This is a genomic window from Mycobacterium sp. SMC-2 (assembly GCF_025263485.1).
Taxonomy (GTDB): domain Bacteria; phylum Actinomycetota; class Actinomycetes; order Mycobacteriales; family Mycobacteriaceae; genus Mycobacterium.
Window position 1 is genome coordinate 5,434,084 of sequence record NZ_CP079863.1, and the last position, 17,661, is coordinate 5,451,744.

General features: G+C 62.3%; 14 protein-coding genes. 6 read left to right on the plus strand and 8 right to left on the minus strand.

The window, feature by feature from the left end; all coding sequences use genetic code 11:
- Positions 1-91: 91 nt before the first annotated feature.
- Both KXD96_RS25535 and KXD96_RS25540 read left to right on the plus strand, forming a co-directional pair.
- Positions 92-1,531 carry an aldehyde dehydrogenase family protein gene (locus tag KXD96_RS25535; RefSeq protein ID WP_260741478.1) on the plus strand — a complete coding sequence of 480 codons (1,440 nt, stop codon included), beginning with the start codon at positions 92-94 and terminating at the stop codon, positions 1,529-1,531.
- A gap of 250 nt (positions 1,532-1,781) precedes the next feature.
- A complete protein-coding gene (locus KXD96_RS25540; RefSeq protein ID WP_260741481.1) occupies positions 1,782-3,431 on the plus strand; it encodes an FAD-dependent oxidoreductase in 1,650 nt (549 codons plus the stop codon).
- A gap of 23 nt (positions 3,432-3,454) precedes the next feature.
- Here KXD96_RS25540 and KXD96_RS25545 read toward each other — a convergent pair whose 3' ends face one another.
- From KXD96_RS25545 to KXD96_RS25570, 6 genes are read right to left on the minus strand one after another with little or no spacing between them, the layout of a single operon-like run.
- On the minus strand, positions 3,455-5,053 hold the full coding sequence (locus KXD96_RS25545; protein ID WP_260741483.1) for an MCE family protein: 1,599 nt from the start codon (positions 5,051-5,053) through the stop codon (positions 3,455-3,457).
- Complete coding sequence (locus tag KXD96_RS25550; protein ID WP_260741486.1) at positions 5,053-6,270, minus strand: MCE family protein; 1,218 nt, start codon at positions 6,268-6,270, stop codon at positions 5,053-5,055. Before KXD96_RS25550 ends, KXD96_RS25545 begins: the two co-directional genes overlap by 1 nt.
- 47 nt (positions 6,271-6,317) lie before the next feature.
- Positions 6,318-7,724 carry an MCE family protein gene (locus KXD96_RS25555; protein WP_260741488.1) on the minus strand — a complete coding sequence of 469 codons (1,407 nt, stop codon included), beginning with the start codon at positions 7,722-7,724 and terminating at the stop codon, positions 6,318-6,320.
- The gene (locus tag KXD96_RS25560; RefSeq protein WP_260741490.1) at positions 7,721-8,806 is read right to left on the minus strand and encodes an MCE family protein; all 1,086 of its coding nucleotides are present in this window, start codon (positions 8,804-8,806) and stop codon (positions 7,721-7,723) included. Before KXD96_RS25560 ends, KXD96_RS25555 begins: the two co-directional genes overlap by 4 nt.
- On the minus strand, positions 8,806-9,831 hold the full coding sequence (locus KXD96_RS25565; protein ID WP_260741493.1) for an MCE family protein: 1,026 nt from the start codon (positions 9,829-9,831) through the stop codon (positions 8,806-8,808). Before KXD96_RS25565 ends, KXD96_RS25560 begins: the two co-directional genes overlap by 1 nt.
- On the minus strand, positions 9,828-11,024 hold the full coding sequence (locus tag KXD96_RS25570; RefSeq protein ID WP_260741496.1) for an MCE family protein: 1,197 nt from the start codon (positions 11,022-11,024) through the stop codon (positions 9,828-9,830). The genes KXD96_RS25565 and KXD96_RS25570 overlap by 4 nt, the downstream gene beginning before the upstream one ends.
- A 309-nt stretch (positions 11,025-11,333) precedes the next feature.
- Between KXD96_RS25570 and KXD96_RS25575 the strand changes: the two genes are divergently transcribed.
- Entirely contained in the window at positions 11,334-11,720 is a 387-nt protein-coding gene (locus tag KXD96_RS25575) for a hypothetical protein (RefSeq protein WP_260745550.1), read from the plus strand.
- Positions 11,721-12,302: 582 nt separating this feature from the next.
- Here KXD96_RS25575 and KXD96_RS25580 read toward each other — a convergent pair.
- Positions 12,303-13,064: an SDR family NAD(P)-dependent oxidoreductase gene (locus tag KXD96_RS25580; protein ID WP_260741497.1), complete on the minus strand. Its 762-nt coding sequence runs from the start codon at positions 13,062-13,064 to the stop codon at positions 12,303-12,305.
- 536 nt (positions 13,065-13,600) lie between these two features.
- On the opposite strand from KXD96_RS25580, the gene KXD96_RS25585 reads away from it, so the two are divergent.
- From KXD96_RS25585 to KXD96_RS25595, 3 genes are all read left to right on the plus strand, one after another.
- On the plus strand, positions 13,601-14,806 hold the full coding sequence (locus KXD96_RS25585; RefSeq protein ID WP_260741501.1) for a cytochrome P450: 1,206 nt from the start codon (positions 13,601-13,603) through the stop codon (positions 14,804-14,806).
- Positions 14,807-14,817: 11 nt separating this feature from the next.
- Complete coding sequence (locus tag KXD96_RS25590) at positions 14,818-15,015, plus strand: ferredoxin (protein WP_260741502.1); 198 nt, start codon at positions 14,818-14,820, stop codon at positions 15,013-15,015.
- Between the two features lie 348 nt (positions 15,016-15,363).
- On the plus strand, positions 15,364-16,320 hold the full coding sequence (locus KXD96_RS25595) for a TIGR03564 family F420-dependent LLM class oxidoreductase (RefSeq protein WP_260741504.1): 957 nt from the start codon (positions 15,364-15,366) through the stop codon (positions 16,318-16,320).
- A 66-nt stretch (positions 16,321-16,386) separates the two neighbouring features.
- On the opposite strand, the gene KXD96_RS25600 is transcribed toward KXD96_RS25595, so the two are convergent.
- On the minus strand, positions 16,387-17,658 hold the full coding sequence (locus tag KXD96_RS25600; protein WP_260741507.1) for a cytochrome P450: 1,272 nt from the start codon (positions 17,656-17,658) through the stop codon (positions 16,387-16,389).
- Between the last annotated feature and the right edge of the window lie 3 nt (positions 17,659-17,661).

Below are 17,661 nucleotides of genomic sequence, written 5' to 3' on the forward strand. Positions count from 1 at the left end.
AGAAACGGACCCATGCGGCGGTAGCTGGGACGGACGGCACACGCCCCGGTCCCAGCGCCGAGTGTTGCACTCCAGAAAGGAAGTCGCGGCAGTGAGCTTTGAAGGGCACATGACGATCGGCGGCAAGTCGGTCACCGCCGATGAGTGGGTCACGGTGCCAAACCCGGCTCACCTGAGTACGGTGGTCGGCCGGTTCCCGAGCGGAACCGCTTCGCACGCATCGATGGCCGTCGAGGCCGCGTCGGCAGCGTTTCCCGACTGGCGGGCAACGCCCGTGGAGGAGCGAGCGGCGCTACTCACCGGGGCCGGTGCCGTGCTGGCCGAAGCGCCCAGCGACTGGATGGCACTGCTGACGGCCGAAAACGGCAAGCTCTTAAGCGAATCCGCGATCGACTTCGCGGTCGGGGGACAGAACATCTCAACCTACGGGTCACACCCCGAATGGGTGGCGGGCAGCGTCATCGACGATGAACGCGGCCGGCTCGTCGTACGCAAACAGCCGCTGGGCGTCTGCGTCGGGATAGTGCCCTGGAACTTTCCACTTATCATCGCAAGCCTCAAGATCGGCCCCGCGCTTCTCGCGGGCAACACCTTGATCGTCAAGGTCCCCGAATTCGGGCCGCTGGCCACCCTGCAGGCCCTCGGTGAGATGGCCTCGCTGCTTCCGCCGGGCGTGTTGAACGTCGTCTCCGGGTTCGGCCCGGAGATCGGCCGCGCGCTGGTCACCCATCCCAAGGTGCGCAAGGTCTCGTTCACCGGAAGCACGGAGACGGGCCGGCAGATCATGGCCGATGCTGCCGGCCACCTGGCTCGCCTATCGCTCGAGCTCGGCGGCAACGACGCCGCGATTCTGCTCGACGACGTCGACCTCTCCGAGCAGGCGATTGAGCGGCTGGTCACCGGAGCTTTCATGCACACCGGCCAGATCTGCATCGACGTCAAGCGGCTCTACGTTCATAAGAACCGCTACGACGAATTGGTCGAAAAGCTAAGCGCCGCAGTCGATCAAATCGTCGTTGGTGACGGCACCCGGCCCGAGGTGACGATGGGCCCGATCAATAACTCGCGCCAATACGACAAGGTCACCAAACTGCTCGCCGAAACCAAGGCCGGCGCCGAGTGCGTGCAGCTGGGCCGCTATGCGGAGGGCACCGAAGTCGAGAATGGCTACTTTATGCTGCCGCACCTGGTGCTTGATCCCGCAGAGGACTTGAGCGTCGTTGCGACTGAACAGATGTCGCCGATCCTGCCAATCATGAAGTTCTCCTCCGACGACGAAGTCGTCGCTCGGGCGAACGGCACCGAGTATGGGTTGGGATCCTCGGTGTGGTCCGCGGACGAAAAGCGGGCCTTCGCCCTGGCCGAACGGCTGGAAGCCGGCATGACATTCGTCAACGCGCACAGCATATTCGCATTGCACCCCGATTCCCCGACCTGTGGCGCTAAGCAGAGCGGTTGCGGTCCCGAGGGGGGCAGGTACGCCATCGACAGCTACACGCAGCTGCAGTCGATCACCAACGCCCACCTCTGAAGGGGCGCACCCAAAGAAAGGGGGCTATGTGCCCATCGAGCCGACGATGACTATCGCTGGCAGGCCGGCCACAAGTGACGACTGGATCGAGGTCCGTAACCCCGCGGACCTGAGCGCTGTCGTCCGTCGTTGTCCCAACGGGCCGGCGGCTTGGCCGCGAACGCGGTGTAAATTTCGAGACGCCAGGCGACTTCAACCGACGCGGCAGTGAAAACGCGTAGGACAGAGCGCTATTAGGGAGTGATGACGAGTGGGCGATCGACTTGCTTCGCAATCGAATGCCTGGGACGACACCTACGATGTCGTCATTGTGGGCAGCGGTGCCGCCGGGCTGACTGCGGGCATCATCGCCGCGCGGCGGGGTCTCAAGCCGCTCGTCATCGAGAAGGCGTCGGTGTGGGGAGGCACCTCGGCCTTATCCCTCGGCGGCGTCTGGGTACCGGCGAACCCGCTGATGCTCAAGGCCGGCTGCCAAGACTCGGCGGAGAACGCGATCCTGTTCCTGCGCAACGTTGTTCCCGCTGACGGTCGGGCGACCGCACCGGACCGGCAGGTCGAGTTCGTCCAGAACGCACCCCGGATGGTCAACGAGCTGATCGCAGCGGGTATGCAGTGGGACGCCGAGACCGGGCACCCCGATTACTTGTCGGAAGACCCGCATGCCGCGGTCGGGCGGTGCCTGGACGAGCGGGTCTTCAACGGTAAGAAGCTTGGCCCGTGGCTCAAGACGTTGCGGCCCAGCGCCTTTCCTTACGCGGTGCAGCTCGCGGATCTGCCGATGATGGGGAAGGGCAACTTGCGCAGACTGGGCTACGTTGCGCTCCGGCACTACGGTCGCAAGCTCCTGGGTCAGGCCCCCCTTGGGGCCGGCAACAGCCTGGTCGCCCAGTTGATGGTCATTTTGCAGCAGTACGGGGTTCCGGTCTGGCTCAACACGAGCCTGGTGGATGTCGTGGTCGACGGCGGCAGGGCGCTGGGTGTGGTCGCCCGGTCCAATGGACGACTGCGCCGCATTGGCGCACGGGCCGGCGTCATCCTGTGCGCGGGCGGCTTCGCCCACGACGACGACCTGCGCCGTCAGCAGCATCACATCACCGGGCAGTTGTCGAGCGCCTGCCCTGAAGACACCGGCGACGTCATCAAGATGGCCGAGCGCATCGGTGCCATGACGGAGTTGTCCGACGACGCGTGGTGGGCCACCACATACGTGATGCCGGACGGGTCCCCGTCGCCCTCGCATTTCGAACGTTCGGTGCCATTCGGCATCTGCGTCGGTTCGGATGGCAAGCGATTCGTCAACGAGTCGTGGGACTACTACCATTTCGCGCGCGCCATGGTGCGGCGCGGTGGCGAACCGGTATGGCTCATCTTCGAATCCCGGCACCGCAGAAAGTATCCGTTCCTGGGCAGCCCGCCGCGCGTCACACCTCGGTGGATGACCAAGAGCGGGTTCCTCAAGACCGCCACGAGCCTTGAGGAACTGGCCCGCAAATGTGGTATCGACGAGGCCAATCTGCTAGCCACGGTGCGACGCTTCAACGCGTTCGCCGCAACCGGAGTCGACGAGGACTTCCATCGCGGCGAATCGAAGTACGACCATCACTGGGGCGATCCCGCGCAGCGGCCCAATCCGAACCTGGGCGCGATCGAGCGCGCGCCGTTCTATGCCGCGCAAGTCCACGCGGGCGATCTCGGTACCAAGGGCGGGTATGTCACCGAAGCCAATGCACAAGTGCTCAGCCAGGATGGGCAACCGATGGAAGGGCTTTACGCCTCAGGCAACGTGACGGCGTCCATCATGGGCAAGTCTTATCCCGGCCCCGGTGTCACACTTGGACCGGCAATGACCTTCGCCTTCATTGCCGCCGAGCATGCGGCCAAGCGGCTATCACACGTGTAAATACCCACGCGGCACACCCTGCCCTAAGAGGGCAGCATCATGTCCTTCCACGACTTCGCCTTCGTGTCGGTCACCAGGTCGGACTGCTGATACAGGCGGCCATCGGGAGCGAGGTAGTGGCCGGTCTGCGGATCGTAGCGAGCGATGGCAACTGGCGCGCGACGAGATCCCTTGGGCGTGAATGCGCTTGGCGTCGCCGGCACACCATCGCCTGGCCCCTTCCCGGGCGGCGGCCCCTCGGGAGGAGCGGGATAAGAAGCGTCTGGCCTCGGCGGCGAGGCCTGACCCGGTCCGGTAACTGGCGGTGAGCCGGGGGGCAACGGTGTTCCATCTACCGGCCCGAAAATCCGTTCCCCGGAGTTGATTCGGTCATCAGGCGGGATTCCCTGAGACAGGAGGTTGGGATCCAGCGGATAAGGGCCAAGAACGTGCTGACGAATCGCCAATGGCTCGTAAGGCTTGTCGCTATTGCAGATTTCAACGGTGGGCGCGCGTTTTCCGGGGTGGCCCATACAGGGATAGTTGCGGGCACCGCGAACCGAGCTCGGTGAATCCTGCGGCAGCTTGCAATAAAGCCCATCAGGCGTATCTATCTCACTCGTGTCGTCGGCCGACCGCCATGCCGACGGCGGCAGAAACCCCACAGTGCATGGCGGTGGATCTTCCATAGAGACGGCGAAGTCCCCTAGCGGCAATCCGGTCGGGTTGTTCCACCCGCCCGCCGCCGCGGTGGCAGCAACGTACGGCGGCAACAGTACCAACAACTGCTCCAGTGAAGGGTTGTAGGTCACGCCGATCTGGCCGATAGTCCTGAGATTCGCCAGCAATACCGGCAACGTGGGTTTCACCTGGTTCAGCAGTCGTGCCACCTCTTGGGCGGAGCCTGGGCCGGTATCCAACAACTTTCGGATTTGCGGGTCGTCCATGACGGTTTGCTCGGTTACTCCCGCTAGGCTATGCGCCCACAGTCGGATCGCGGCGCCACTCTGGGCCTGTGAGTCCAGGAATGATCTGCTGTCATCAATGAGGGTGCGGGTGCGACCGGCAACGCCGTTGGCGTCATGGCTGATCTTCGCCGCCGAGTCCATGAATGAGCCGAGGTCGTAGCCCGCACCGTTGAATGCTTTGAAAGACTCTTCGAGCAAGCCAGCGAGCTTGTCCCCGGGAATGCTGGCGATCAGGGAACTCACCCGGTCGAGCATGGGACTGATTGGTTGCGGGATTGTAATGTCCCGCATCGATATACGCGAACCATCGCGAAGATACGGCCCGGATTCAGTGCGTGGAAGCAGATCGACGTACTGTTCTCCCACCGCCGAGACGCTGTGCACCTGGGCTTGTAGGTCCGCCGGAATCTTCGGTGAGGTGTTGAGGGACATCGTCGCCTCTGCACTGTTGCGTGCCAGTCTGATCCCAGTGACCTTGCCGACCTGCACTCCGCGATAAGTCACATTGCTGAAGCGGTATAGGCCGCCGGCTGCGGGCAACTCCATCTTCACCGTGATGCGTCCGATACCCAGTAGCGTCGATACCTGCATATAGTTAACGACCATCACCGGAATGCCGACCATCGATGCAATGGCGAAGATCGCCAATTGGATTCGGACCAAACGTGTCAGCATCAGTCACCACCCTCATCCATGGGCGGAAAGTCCGTTACCGCCTGGACGGTCACTGCCGGCGCCGTTGTACCGGAGGGGTTCGGTCTCAGGTCGGGAAGCCACGGCCAGCCCTCCTGCCCCGGTGGCATAAGCGCAGCAGGCGACCGCCCATCCGACGTTGTCGTCACGCCGGCGCCAGGTTGCGCGTATGTGTAGTTCAGGTACCACGGCTCCCCCGGCGCCGGCACCAGCTTCGCGCCTTCCTCACCCCATCGGGTACCAAGCAACAACGTCCGCTTGACGCGTGGAACGGTGAGATCCAGCACGGCAAACATGTTCATGTAGTCACCCCGGACCGCCCGATCGATGAGGTCCTGCGTGTATGGGAATGTCGGCGCATACGCGAGGACCGTGTCCAAGTCCGGTCCGATATCGGCGATCGCACGAACCGCCGGCTCAATGCTCTTAAGGTTCTTCACCAGATCGACCTTGGTGTTGTCAACCAATCCGGTGGCGGTATCACTGAACACGCGCAGCTTGTCGAGCGCGGTAGTGATGCGCGGCCTTTCCCTAATCAGCACTTCCAGCGCGCGCGGCAATCTTTCCAGTGCTCGCTCGACGGTCTCACGTTGTTCGGCGAAGTTCCCGGCGAACCGGTTCAGGTCTTGGATTGACTCAATGATATTGCCCCGCTGTTGGTTCAGTACACCTATGAACTTGTCGAGCTGCGAGAGCAGTTCCCGGACTTCACCTTCGCGCCCCGACAGCGCGGCGTTGAAGTTGTGGATGATGTCACCGATTTGCCCCAGTCCTCCGGCATTGACGACTGCCGACAGCGAGGCCAGCGTCTGCTCAGTCGACGGATACGTCGACGACCGATTCAAAGGAATGGTTGCGCCGGGTTGAAACCGCCCGGTCGGTCGTTGCCCCAGCGGCGGATCGAGCGAAAGGTGCATCGATCCCAGCAGACTGGTCTGCCCCACCCTGGCCACTGCATTGGCGGGAACCACCACGCCGGGCTTAACCGAGATCTCGACGTCGGCGTGCCAACCTTGCACTGCCAAAGAGCCCACGCTGCCTACGACGACGTTATTGATCATTACCGGTGAATTCGATTCGAGCGTACCGATATTCGCAATTTCCACATGGTAGACACTGGCACCTGGGCCTCGCCCCACAACGCCGGGAAGCGGCAGAGAGTTGAGTCCCGTGAAAGTACATCCGGTCACAGTGAGCATTGCACAACACAGGATGGCCAGAGTTCGCGATGGCCGCCGCCAACCTGTCACGGCGACGGCCTATCAGCGGGGAGGAGCATGTCCTGCAGGTTGCTGACCGTAGGAAGGGGAGCCCCCGGGAACTTTGCAGGCGATGGGTACGCCGGCAGATGATCCGGTGCGGTGGGTCCCGGGGCGACCGCGGGGGGCTGCCCATATCCCGGCGGCGCCGATGTGTCGCCATTCAGGCCGGTGTATGCCGAAATTGCGGGCGGTAGCTCCGCTGGATCCGCCTTGGGGCCGGCGCCGCCGGGCGCCAGATTCGGCTCGCTGTAGATGATTTTGTCTGGATTTGCCGACTTCCGCAGGACTGGGTCGAACGGCACTGGTAGGTAGTTGAAGTTCATCTGTCGCAGTGCTGGACCGAGATATTCGGCACACAACTTGGCCGTCTCCGGCGCGGTAACGTTCTCAATCGCGCCGATCGCCGAGCAGATGAATTGCAGTGGATTCGAGAAGTTGTTGAGTACGAATGCCCCGGAAACAGCGCCGGTGTCCGGGTTGTAGATGTTGTATCCATTGGCAAAGGCGTTGGGCGCCACATGCAGAATGTTTTGCAGATCCATGCTGTGGTCGGCGAGGTTCTGTGTCACGTCGGCCAGCCGCTCGATTTGTTCGGAGGCCTGGTCACGATTGCGTGCGACGAAACTCTGCACATCACCGACGGCAACGGACAAGTCCTTGAGCGCCGCGTCGAGATTCGACCTGTTGTCGTTCAGCACGCTGCTCAGGGTGGCGAGCCGGTTCTGGAACAGGACGAGCTGCTGGCCACTATCGCGAAGCGCCGTAACGAACGTCTGCAGATTCCCGATGGTCTCGGCAATGTTGCCACTACCTTCGGCTAAGGTGCGCCCAACCCCGGCGAGCTGCCTTATCGTCTGGCGCAGTTTGGCGCCGTTGCCGCCAAGCGCGTTGGCGGCGCTATCAATGAAACGTCCTACCGCAGTGGTAGAAACGTCACTGGTGGGCCCCAATTCGGTAGCCAGCCGCATCAATTGCGCCTTTACATCATCCCACTCGACGGGAATGGCCGTTCGCTCTACGGGGATCACCGCGCCGTCCGGCATCCTGGGTCCGGTGGATTCGTATGCAGGCGTCAATTGGACATAGCGTGCCGCCACCAGATTCGGCGCGACGATCACGGCTTTGGCATCTGCGGGAATAGGAACTGCGTGATCGACGCTCATGATGAGCTCGACCTGTTGTCCCTTAGGTTGTATGGCAACGATGCGGCCGACCTTGATCCCGGCCACCCGCACATCGTCACCTGGATATATGCCGGTCGCAGTGGAGAAGTACGCGGTGATCGTGCTTGTACGCCAAATGACGTGGCGAAGGACAACTGCCACTCCAGACAAGAGAAGCGCCACCAAGAGGGCTCCCAGTACAGCCGCGAACTTCCGGCGAGGCATCATGAGTGGTTTCCGGTAAGAGGAATGCCGTTGTGCGGGAAGGGGAACAGCGCCCTCGGCAGCTCCCTATCCGGAGGCCGGCTGACGTTGCCCCTTCGGAATCCGAACGCATAGTCCAAAAACGGCTGGAGCATTTCTGGCATCTCCAGGTTTGCGACGAACGCGTTATAGTCGGCACCGCTTGAGACGACTTCGCCTTGCGTAAGCTCGAACTTCGCCAACCCTGGAAGTGCCTTGGCTATGGCATCGCGGTCTTTCTGCAGCATCGCCGTCACCGAGTTGAGTTTCTGCAGTGCGGGTGTCAGCTCCTTTTCGTTGTCGTGCACAAGGCCGGAAAGCTGCTTGGCCACCGCTGAGATGTTAGCGAGCAGTTCGGCGATCGCCTCCCGTCGATCGTTGAGAACTTCCAGCAGGGCATTGGCATTGAGAATAAGCGAGTTGACCTGTTGGCTGCGCTGCGCGAGGATCCCGCTGACGTCCGCGGCGCTCTTGAGCAGATCATCTAAATTTCGATTGCGGCTGTTGAGCGACTGTGACAATCGGGTCAAACCATCGAAGGCAGGCCCCAATTGGGGCGCGATCTGATCGATGGTCTGCGAGAGGGTCTCCAGCGACTGGTTGAGCGATGCGGTGTCGGTACCGGCGGCATTAGTAGTGAGTTCGCTCACCGCTTCGGTCAGCGTATACGGCGAGGATGTACGAGAGATCGGGATGACGGAGTGGGGGTGCAGCGTGGCCGCGCCTGCGGACTCCAGGGTAAGCACCCGCTTGCCCAGCAGCGATCCCGTACGGATGTGGGCACTGGTTTCTGAGCCGAGTTGCACCGTACCGTCCATGGCAAACGTGACCAGTGCCTTGCCGCCGTGCAGCGAAACATCCTGCACGGAACCCACTTTCATGCCCGATAGCGTCACATCGTTACCAGTGACAAGCCCGCCCGCTTCGGTGAACAACGCCTGGTACGTGACTGCGGTAGCCCATGAGAACAACAGCTCAGGCTGAAGGCCTACGACGATCACGAGCGTGATCAGGACGAACCCGATTAGGCCAGCTCTGATGAGGTGAGATCCGCGATACTTGAGCATCAGGGTTCACCGCACCTTCCACCCTCTTGCTTGAACCAGGGGAACACCGCAGTTCGACCCTGAAGGTCACTGACTCGCAGTGTGAGGCCACAGATATAGAACTGGATGAAGCTGCCATATGAAGCCGTCCGCGTGAGTTTCCGGTAATTTTCTGGTGCGCGCCGTATGGCCGCGTCCAGATGATCCTTGTCCCGATCCAGCAGAGGGGCGAGGCGATTCAGCTGACCGATAGTTCCGGCCAGCGGTGAACGGGCCCGGGCTAGAAGATCGGCCAAAGACGCCGTCCCCTTGTCCAGTGAGTCGATGGCAGCGCCAATCGGATCGCGCTCCGACGCCAACTCGGTCACCATGCGTTCGAGGCGTTCGATCGCGGCGGAGAAATTGCCGCCCTCCTTGGTAAGCGTGCCCAGCAGCGTGCGCAGGTTATCTATCAGTTGCTCGACAGTTTGATTGTTGTCGGCCAGCGCATTCGTGAACGACGATGTGTTGGACAGCAACGATTCCACTGCTCCGCCTTGACCTTGCAGTACCTGCATGAGAGACACGCTGAGCGCATTGACGTCGTTCGAGTTCAGGCCCCGGATAACGGGTTTGAGGCCGCCCAGCAGTAGGTCAAGGTCAAGCGCCGGTGCGGTCCGATCGACGGGAATCTCGGACCCGGGCCGTAGCACTTGGGCAGTACCCGGCCCGTCGACAAGTTCGAGATATCGGTCACCGACCAGGTTCAGGTAGCGAACCATCACCTTGGTACCGGTGGTCAGCGCGACTTTGCGGTCGGCGTCGAACTCGACCGAGACCTTCTTGTCCGGCCGCATCGACAAGCTTTGCACCGTGCCGACTCGGACACCGGCCACTCGGACGGAATCTCCCGATTTGATCCGCGATATGTCCGCGAACACCGCCGAATACGTGTTCGTCGAGCCGGTTCGGTACTGACCGAAGACGAATAGGAGAAGGCCGGTCAAAACCACCATGACGATTGCGAAGACCGTGAACTTGACGATCACGTACCGCGAACCCGTCATCCGGGCTGCCCGATCTGTGCGCCGTTGCGCGGCGGTCCGTCGATGGGTCCATACAAATATTGCTTAAGGGCATCGGAGTTCAACAAGATTCCCTGATTTCCGTACTTCCATGGGTTGGTGCCGACGTCGGCGACCAAGAAGGGCGGACGTGCTTCGTATGGGGGATTTGGTAGGCCCATATCGGCACAATGCGGTCCACCCGTCGCGGCCACCCTCGGCAAATCGTGCGGAAAGCGATAGCGGTCCGGGGGGAACGGGAATCCGACAGACACCAGTAGCCCCGGCACCGGCAAGGGTGGAAACTTGGTGAATGGCACCATGCCCGCCAGGCCGCAACTTAGGGCTGCGTGGTACCGGTCGGCCAGGTCGGTGGTCGGCACCAAAAGGTGCAGGACGTCGGTGAGCGCTTGCTGGTTGCCCCCCACGACTTCGTTGCCAATGTCCGCCAGGCCGATTGAGCTGATCAAGAGTGCGTCGAGGTTGCGTTGCTCGTCGACGATGGTCTGGCTAACGCTCGCCGCATTGTCCGCAATCCTTACCAATTCCGGCGCCGCGTCAGCATAGGCACTCGCCACTGCCGGTGTGACCGCGATGTCACGGCTCAAGTTCGGCAGGCTCTGGTCGACCTGGGCCAGAAATGCGTTCATATCGCTGAGCGTCCGACCGAACTGAGCCCCCCGTCCGTTGAATGCCAAGGCAATCGCGCCGAGGGTCTCACTGAGCTTGTCCGGCTCGATCTTCGACAGCATCGACGTCAATTGCTGGAAGATCGTGTTGATCTCGACCGTGACATGCTCGGCTTGCAATACCTGGCCCGCGCCGAGGTTCTGTGGCGATGGGTCGGCGGGCGGTATCAACTCAACGAACTTGGCGCCGAAAATTGTCGTTGATGCGATGTTGACCAAGACGTTGTCCGGGATCGATTGCAAGGCAGAGGGATCCATAGCCAGGTGCAGGACGGCTTGGCCGTCGGGCCGCTCCTCAATGGAAGCCACCTTTCCTACCTGGACGCCACGCATTTGCACCCGGGCGTCCGGATTCATGACCAGGCCGGCACGCGTTGACAACACCGTCACCGGCACCGAAGTGTCGGTGAAGCCGCCGCGGAACATGATCACAGCGAACGCGACGATGCCAACGATCATGGCAATCGTCATCAGCCCCGCCAACGGGCGGGCAACCGAGTGCGGCATCGGCTCTCCTCGCCCGCCAGGTTGAAAGTCCGTTGGCTCACCGGTAGCAACTATCCGGCATAGCTAACCTCAGACATGCGACCGAGTCAACTATTTATTCAAAAAGCCCCGATTGCGCTCGCCTGGCCCTATAGCCTGTTGTCAGCGCGCCAATAGCGGGCGGCACACCGAGCGCCTGGCTGTCGCGGCGAAGTCGTGACCACTTTCGCTGCGACTACCGCAGAGATTGGAGGAGACGTGGGAACCAAGGCACTCAGCGTCTTATTCGCGTCTGCTGCAGTGACGCTCGCACCGGTCGCCCGAGCTGACATGTTGATCGGCAACTACGACCTTGGGATCCCAAGCAGGTACGACTTCCACACCTGGGTGTGGGCAATCTCGCCATGCCATGACACCAGCAGCCTGGCCGCGGTGGCGGCATGCGTCCATGTCAGCGCAATAGCCAGGCCGGTAGCAAAGGCCTTCGACTACCAAGGAGACGCGCAACTGGCGGACGGCCGGTACACGTTGAGCGTCGACGTTCCAGACGGTCTGCGCTGCGGGAACGTCTACTATGGCCCCACCATTGCCACCCATGACATCTACTCATGGGACGCAACCACACTGGCCGGTTCTTTGCACAGTTCGTTCGCAACAGGCTGCGACGGGGCACTGGACGGGAGCTACAGCTACCCGTTCCGGCTCTCTCGAATGTAGCGCGCGTACACCGAATATTCGGTGACTATTCCAACTGCTGGTTACCGCCTTTCAAACACCCGTACCTCGCCGTTGGCGGATTGCTTGCCATCGTCGACCGGCGATAGATGCAGGCAAGAAAGCAGATCGTTCCATAGGTCAATTATCGGCGTAGCTTAAGGCTCACACCTTTTGTTCGAATTTCCAACAAGAACTCGGATCCCCGGCTCGACGCCGACAGCCCGACATGGGCCGACTGGATCGCCAACAGCTCTCGCATGCCGGCGGACACCGGTAAGACCGGCATAGCCACCTCGAAGATAGGCGTTTGAAATGGCTCTGCCTATCAGTTGGCATAGCCGGATCACCGGCTCATCGATCCCGCGAAGGCTCACTCCGTGAACGCTAGATTGTCTCGTGAGTCTCGACCGACTGCCGCCCACAACAATGGCAGCCCGAATTTATGCCGCATGCGAAAAAGAGATCTTCCTGACGCAGGATCGCTCGCCTGAAAGGAAGCGATAAATCTTGGAGATGCGCAAGTAAAGCGCGCACCACCTTTAGGTGGTAACGGCTTTCCTAAGTTTGCTGACTTTCCAGCGGCTATTTCGGCGGAAACCGCAATCCCCCGTCGAGCCGAATCACCTCCCCGTTGAGGTAGTCGTTCTCGATGATTGATGCCGCCAACGTCGCATATTCGGCCGCACGGCCCATCCTCTTCGGGTGCGGGACCTGCGGGCCCCAGTACTTCTCCAGCTCGTCGCCGGCCTTGCCGTACGCAGGGGTAAGGAACGTGCCAGGAGCAATGGTGACGACCCTGATTCCCAGCGCAGCCAGATCGCGGGCGGCGACCAGGGTCATGCTGACCACCCCGCCTTTGGCGGCGGCGTACGGCACCTGCCCGATCTGGCCCTCGTAAGCCGCGATGGACGCCGTATTGATGATGACTCCGCGGGTTTCGTTGATCGGCTCATGCCGGGCGATGGCCGCGGCGGACAGTCGCATCACATTGAACACGGCGGTGAGATAGAACTCGATCGTCGTCTTGAATCCCGCCAGGTCAAGCGGCTTTCCGTCTTTACTGATCAGCCTGCCTCCGCTGGCCGGACCACCATGGGTGTCGACGGACACGCGTAAGGGTCCGAGCGAGTCGGCTTCGGCGATCGCAGCCGAGACGGATTCTTCGCTGGTGGCATCCGTGCGCACATACCGCACTCCCAACTCCGATTCCAGCGCCTTGCCCTTCTCGTCGGCCAGATCAGCAATGACAACCTTCGCCCCCGCGCCGTGCAACCTGCGGACGGTAGCCTCGCCGAGGCCTCCGGCACCCCCGACGACGATCGCAGATCCACCGCTAATGTCCATATTGTTTTCCCTTCTGGTAACGACGCTTTGGTTGTTACGCACGCGCATGGCGGTTTCTCGGCCCTGCGGCAGGCATGCCGCGAGCGGCCTGAATTGTATAAATAGTTGTCTCAGTCGACTTTATCAGGGCCGGTGTTCAATAAGAGAACCCAGGGGCAAGGATGCAATTTGCGGCGAACCATGACAGTTTGACCGTCGTGCCCGGAAATTCCCGGACACCAACCCTGCGTCGATCCCGGGCATGCTCGATCGAGCTGAATGGCAGCCATGGTCCAGGAAGGCCGGCTACTCGTCTCCGCCGGCGCCCCCGTAACGGTTCGGAGCTGGTCGTCCATGCTGGCGCAGCCCCGAGGACCCGGCCCCGGGGCCCGACCAGCCCTCGCAATCGCCGGCATCTTCATGCGGTTTTCGAAAACTTACCTGGCGTGGCGGCGATGCGGTCTTTCCGCTCGGTCATGAAACCGCTACCGTTAGCGTTACAGTCAACGACTCGGCTGTAACGGTTACAGCCCGCCCTCGCCGCTGAGGAGGATTCAGTGACAAAACCGAAGGTCGTCTTCGATCCGTACTCCGAGGACTACTTCAATAATCCGTTCGATATCTATCGACGGATGCGCGAGGAAGCACCGCTGTATTACGACGAAAAAGAGGATTTCTACGCGCTGACGCGGCATGAGGACGTCGCGGCCGCGTTCAAAGACTTCGAGACGTATTCCTCGGCGCGCGGTTGCGACCTGGCGATGGTGCGCCGGGGCATCCCCCCCGAGCAGAAGTCCATCATCTTCATGGACCCGCCCGAGCACCGACACATGCGCAGCCTGCTCAACAAGGCGTTCACCCCCCGCGCCATTCAATCGCAGCGCGAGACGATCATCGAGGTCATCGACAAGTACCTGGGCGCCGCCGACCCCGACCGGTTCGACGTCGTGCAGGACTTCTCCGGACCGTTCCCGGTCGAGGTCATCACCCGAATGGCAGGGGTGCCGGAGGAGTACCGCCAGCAGGTGCGCCATTGGATCGACACCAGCCTGCATCACGAACCCGGGCAGATTGAAGTCAGCGAAGCCGGCATGCAGGCCAACATCGAGACGGCGATGTACTACTTCGGCCTCGTGCAGCAGCGACGCGCAGAGCCGCAGGACGACATGATCAGCAGGCTGATCGCGGCCGAGATCCCCGGCGACGACGGCCAGCTGCGGAAGCTCGACGACATCGAGATCACCGGCTTCGCCACCCTTTTGGGTGGGGCGGGCGCCGAGACGGTCACCAAGCTGCTCGGTAACGCGGCGGTGATCTTCGCCCGTCACCCCGAGCAGTGGCAGAAGCTGCTCGACGACCGCAATAAGGTCCCCGGAGCGGTGGAAGAGCTGCTGCGCTACGAGGGGCCGGTGCAGTACAACGTCCGCTACACCCTCCAAGAGGCACACGTCAGTGGCGGGGTCATTCCGCCCGGCAAACCGGTGTTCCTCTGCGGCGCCGCGGCGAACCGCGACCCGGAGGCCTTCACCGATGCCGACACCTTCGACATCGAGCGCGACCAGACCGAGGCCCAGCACCTCGGTCTCGGGTACGGGATTCACAGCTGCCTCGGCGCCGCGCTGGCCCGGCTGGAAAGCAGGATCGCGCTGGAGAAACTCCTCGACTTCATGCCGCGCTACGAGGTGGACTGGGCGGGCTGCAAACGGGTGACCATGCAAAACGTCGCGGGCTGGAAGAGCGTGCCAGTCAAGGTGCTTCGGTGAAGGGGCGCACGGTGACAAAGAAGATCCAAGTCGATTGGGACCTGTGCGAGGCCAACGGCGTCTGCATGGGCATCAATCCGGACATCTTTCTCCTGGGAGACGACGACATGCTGACCGTGTTGCAGGAGGAAGTCACCCCGGAGAACGAGTCGGACGTGCGCGAGGCCGTCCGTCAGTGCCCGCGGCAGGCGATTTCGATCGTGGAGTAAGCGCGACCTGCCCTGGGCTGCTGATGAGTTGGTGAGATACTTCCCTCAACGTTGGACGGATGTATAGCATTGGAGCCTGAACTCAACCCGTCAGGGAGTTGAGCCTGGTCCAGAACCCGTCGCTGATCGGTTCGCTGACCAACCGCCGACCGTGGAGCACGAGGAGCAGCATGGTTAACAAGACCGATGCGAAGCCGTGAACACGGAAGAGGTCCGGCTGACATCGGGTAGAAGGCGAATGCTCTGCTCCGCGTGGGCGATCGACGCTTCGATGCCCTCACACCGTCCATCGTCGCGTTGCTACGAGCGGCATTGGCATCCCCTGCGATTGCGAACAAGGAGCGGCTCATGCGCGTCGGGTTGATGTTTGGGTCAGACAAAGAGCGTCCTCGCGGCGAGCGGCTCGCGGGTCTGGTCGCCGATGCGAAGGCGGCCGAGGCGGCCGGATTCGCATCCATGTGGATTCCGCAAGTGCCCGGCTATCTCGATGCGCTGACGGGCATCTGCATGCTCGGGAGTGTCACCGAGCGCATCGAGTTCGGTACCGCGGTCGTTCCGGTACAGACGCGGCATCCGGTAGCGATGGCACAGCAGGCGCTGACGACACAGCTTGCGTGCGGCGGCCGATTCACGCTCGGCCTTGGCGCGTCGCACCATTGGATCGTGACCGACCAACTGGGGCTGCCATACGAGCGCCCCGCCGCGCTGGTGCGGGACTACCTTCAGGTACTGGGCGCCGTGTTCGACGGGCCCGGTCGCGCCGACGTCGACAATGCGTCCTTCAGCGTGCACAGCCCCATCGACGTCGCCGATCCGATGCCGATGCCCGTCCTGATTGCCGCGCTCGGCCCGCGGATGTTAGAGCTGGCGGCCACCCTCGCTGACGGAACCATTCTGTGGATGGCGGACGAGCGCGCCGTCGGTGAATACGTCGTGCCGACGATCAGTGCCGCAGCGGCCGATTCGGGCCGGCCGGCACCTCGCATCGTCGCCGGTGTGCCCGTCGCGTTGTGCCGCAACGAGGACGCCGCGGCGGTCCGTGCGTACACCAGCCAGGTACTGGGGCATGCGGAGGAGTCGCCCAACTACGTGCGCCTGCTCGAGCATGGCGACGCCGAGGACGTCGGTGACACGATGGCAGCCGGTGATGAGTCGGCCATCCTCAAGCGGCTGCAGGGATTTCGGGACGCCGGCGTGACCGACCTGGCCGCCCGCGTCGTCCCGTTCGGCGACGATGCGGCGTCGCGGCTCGTATCCCGGCTCCGCACACAGGAGTTCCTCGCGAGCATCACCGAGCAACTCTGACGGGCGCACCCAACGTGGAGATCGTGTCGCCGGATCCGCCGGAGGCCCGCTTGAAGTGTTCGCCGTTCAGCCGCAAGGGGTGAACGTGATGTGCAATGTGCTCAACCCCCGCAGCAGGAAGGTCGGGTCGTACCGGTACTGGCGGTGTCCGGCCGGTCCGTGCTCGTCCTCACTGATGGCGATGTCGCGCATCCGGTCAAGCATCCGAGTGAGAGTGACCTGACCTTCCAACCGCGCAAGCGGTGCGCCCGCGCATGAATGGATGCCGCGACCGAACGCGACGTGCTCGCGGACGTTCTTGCGGTCAGGCCGAAATTCGTTCGGGTTCTCAAATTTACGCGGATCGCGGTTAGCCGCGCCAATGCACAACATCACCACCGTGCCGGCGCGGATGTCAACGCCGCCGAGCGTGGTCGTCTTGCGAGCCAACCGGAAATCAACCTTCGTCGGGCTCTCCAGGCGCAACGATTCCTCGACGAAAGCCCCGAGTAGTTTGGGGTCTTGGCGCAGCTTGTGCTGGAACTCGGGCTGATCGCCCAGAATTCGCACCGCTGAACTGAGCAGTTTGGTGACCGTCTCGTTCCCGGCCGCGAACAAAAAGGTCGCAGGACGGACAACCTCGAGAAGCTCGGGAGTCGATCCGTCCGGGTACGTCGCTTCCGCCAGTCCGCTCAGCACATCGCCGCGCGGATGACGTCGCCGGTCGGCGATGTAGGCGCTGAACTTGTCGTCGAGCCACGCGAGCGGATTGATCCCCACCGGCTCACCATCGAGCGTGCCGATTTTGTCGGCCTCCGCCGCGAGGATCCCCCGAAACTCGTCGCGGTCCTGTTCGGGCACACCCAACAGGTCGGCGATGACAAGCGTGGCGAACGGCTTGGCGTACTGCCCTAGGAATTCGCACTCGCCATTGGCGATGAACTCGTCGAGCTGGTGATCCACCAGCCGCCACATGAACTCCTCATTCTCCTTCAGCCGCTTGGGCGTCAGCATCTTGCTCAGCAGTGACCGCGCGCGCTCATGCGCTGGAGGGTCCATGGTGACCAAGTGTTCGTTGATCGGAAACTCATGGCGGTGCGCCTCGATTTGAGCAGTGATGTCGTCGCCCACGGGTTCGAACGGCAACGGAGGGAACGGCCCACCGATGGAATTACACGCCGAGAAAGCATCGTGGTTCTTAAACGCGGCTATGACTTCCGGATACCCGGTGACGGCTACGACGTCGTGATGGGGTTCGCGAAAGACCGGATTCTGGCTACGCAGGTACTCGAAATATTCGTAGGGGTCCTGGGCGACCACCTCATCGAAGAAATAGTCGAGTGCTGCCAGATCGGTCATAAC

Bases quoted from the DNA above. Each gene is read 5' to 3' on its own strand.
- KXD96_RS25565 (WP_260741493.1), bottom strand. From the start codon at position 9,831: ATGACGGGTTCGCGGTACGTGATCGTCAAGTTCACGGTCTTCGCAATC.
- KXD96_RS25545 (WP_260741483.1), bottom strand. From the start codon at position 5,053: ATGCTGACACGTTTGGTCCGAATCCAATTGGCGATCTTCGCCATTGCA.
- KXD96_RS25595 (WP_260741504.1), top strand. From the start codon at position 15,364: ATGCGCGTCGGGTTGATGTTTGGGTCAGACAAAGAGCGTCCTCGCGGC.
- KXD96_RS25550 (WP_260741486.1), bottom strand. From the start codon at position 6,270: ATGCTCACTGTGACCGGATGTACTTTCACGGGACTCAACTCTCTGCCG.
- KXD96_RS25570 (WP_260741496.1), bottom strand. From the start codon at position 11,024: ATGCCGCACTCGGTTGCCCGCCCGTTGGCGGGGCTGATGACGATTGCC.
- KXD96_RS25575 (WP_260745550.1), top strand. From the start codon at position 11,334: ATGTTGATCGGCAACTACGACCTTGGGATCCCAAGCAGGTACGACTTC.
- KXD96_RS25600 (WP_260741507.1), bottom strand. From the start codon at position 17,658: ATGACCGATCTGGCAGCACTCGACTATTTCTTCGATGAGGTGGTCGCC.
- KXD96_RS25560 (WP_260741490.1), bottom strand. From the start codon at position 8,806: ATGCTCAAGTATCGCGGATCTCACCTCATCAGAGCTGGCCTAATCGGG.
- KXD96_RS25580 (WP_260741497.1), bottom strand. From the start codon at position 13,064: ATGGACATTAGCGGTGGATCTGCGATCGTCGTCGGGGGTGCCGGAGGC.
- KXD96_RS25555 (WP_260741488.1), bottom strand. From the start codon at position 7,724: ATGATGCCTCGCCGGAAGTTCGCGGCTGTACTGGGAGCCCTCTTGGTG.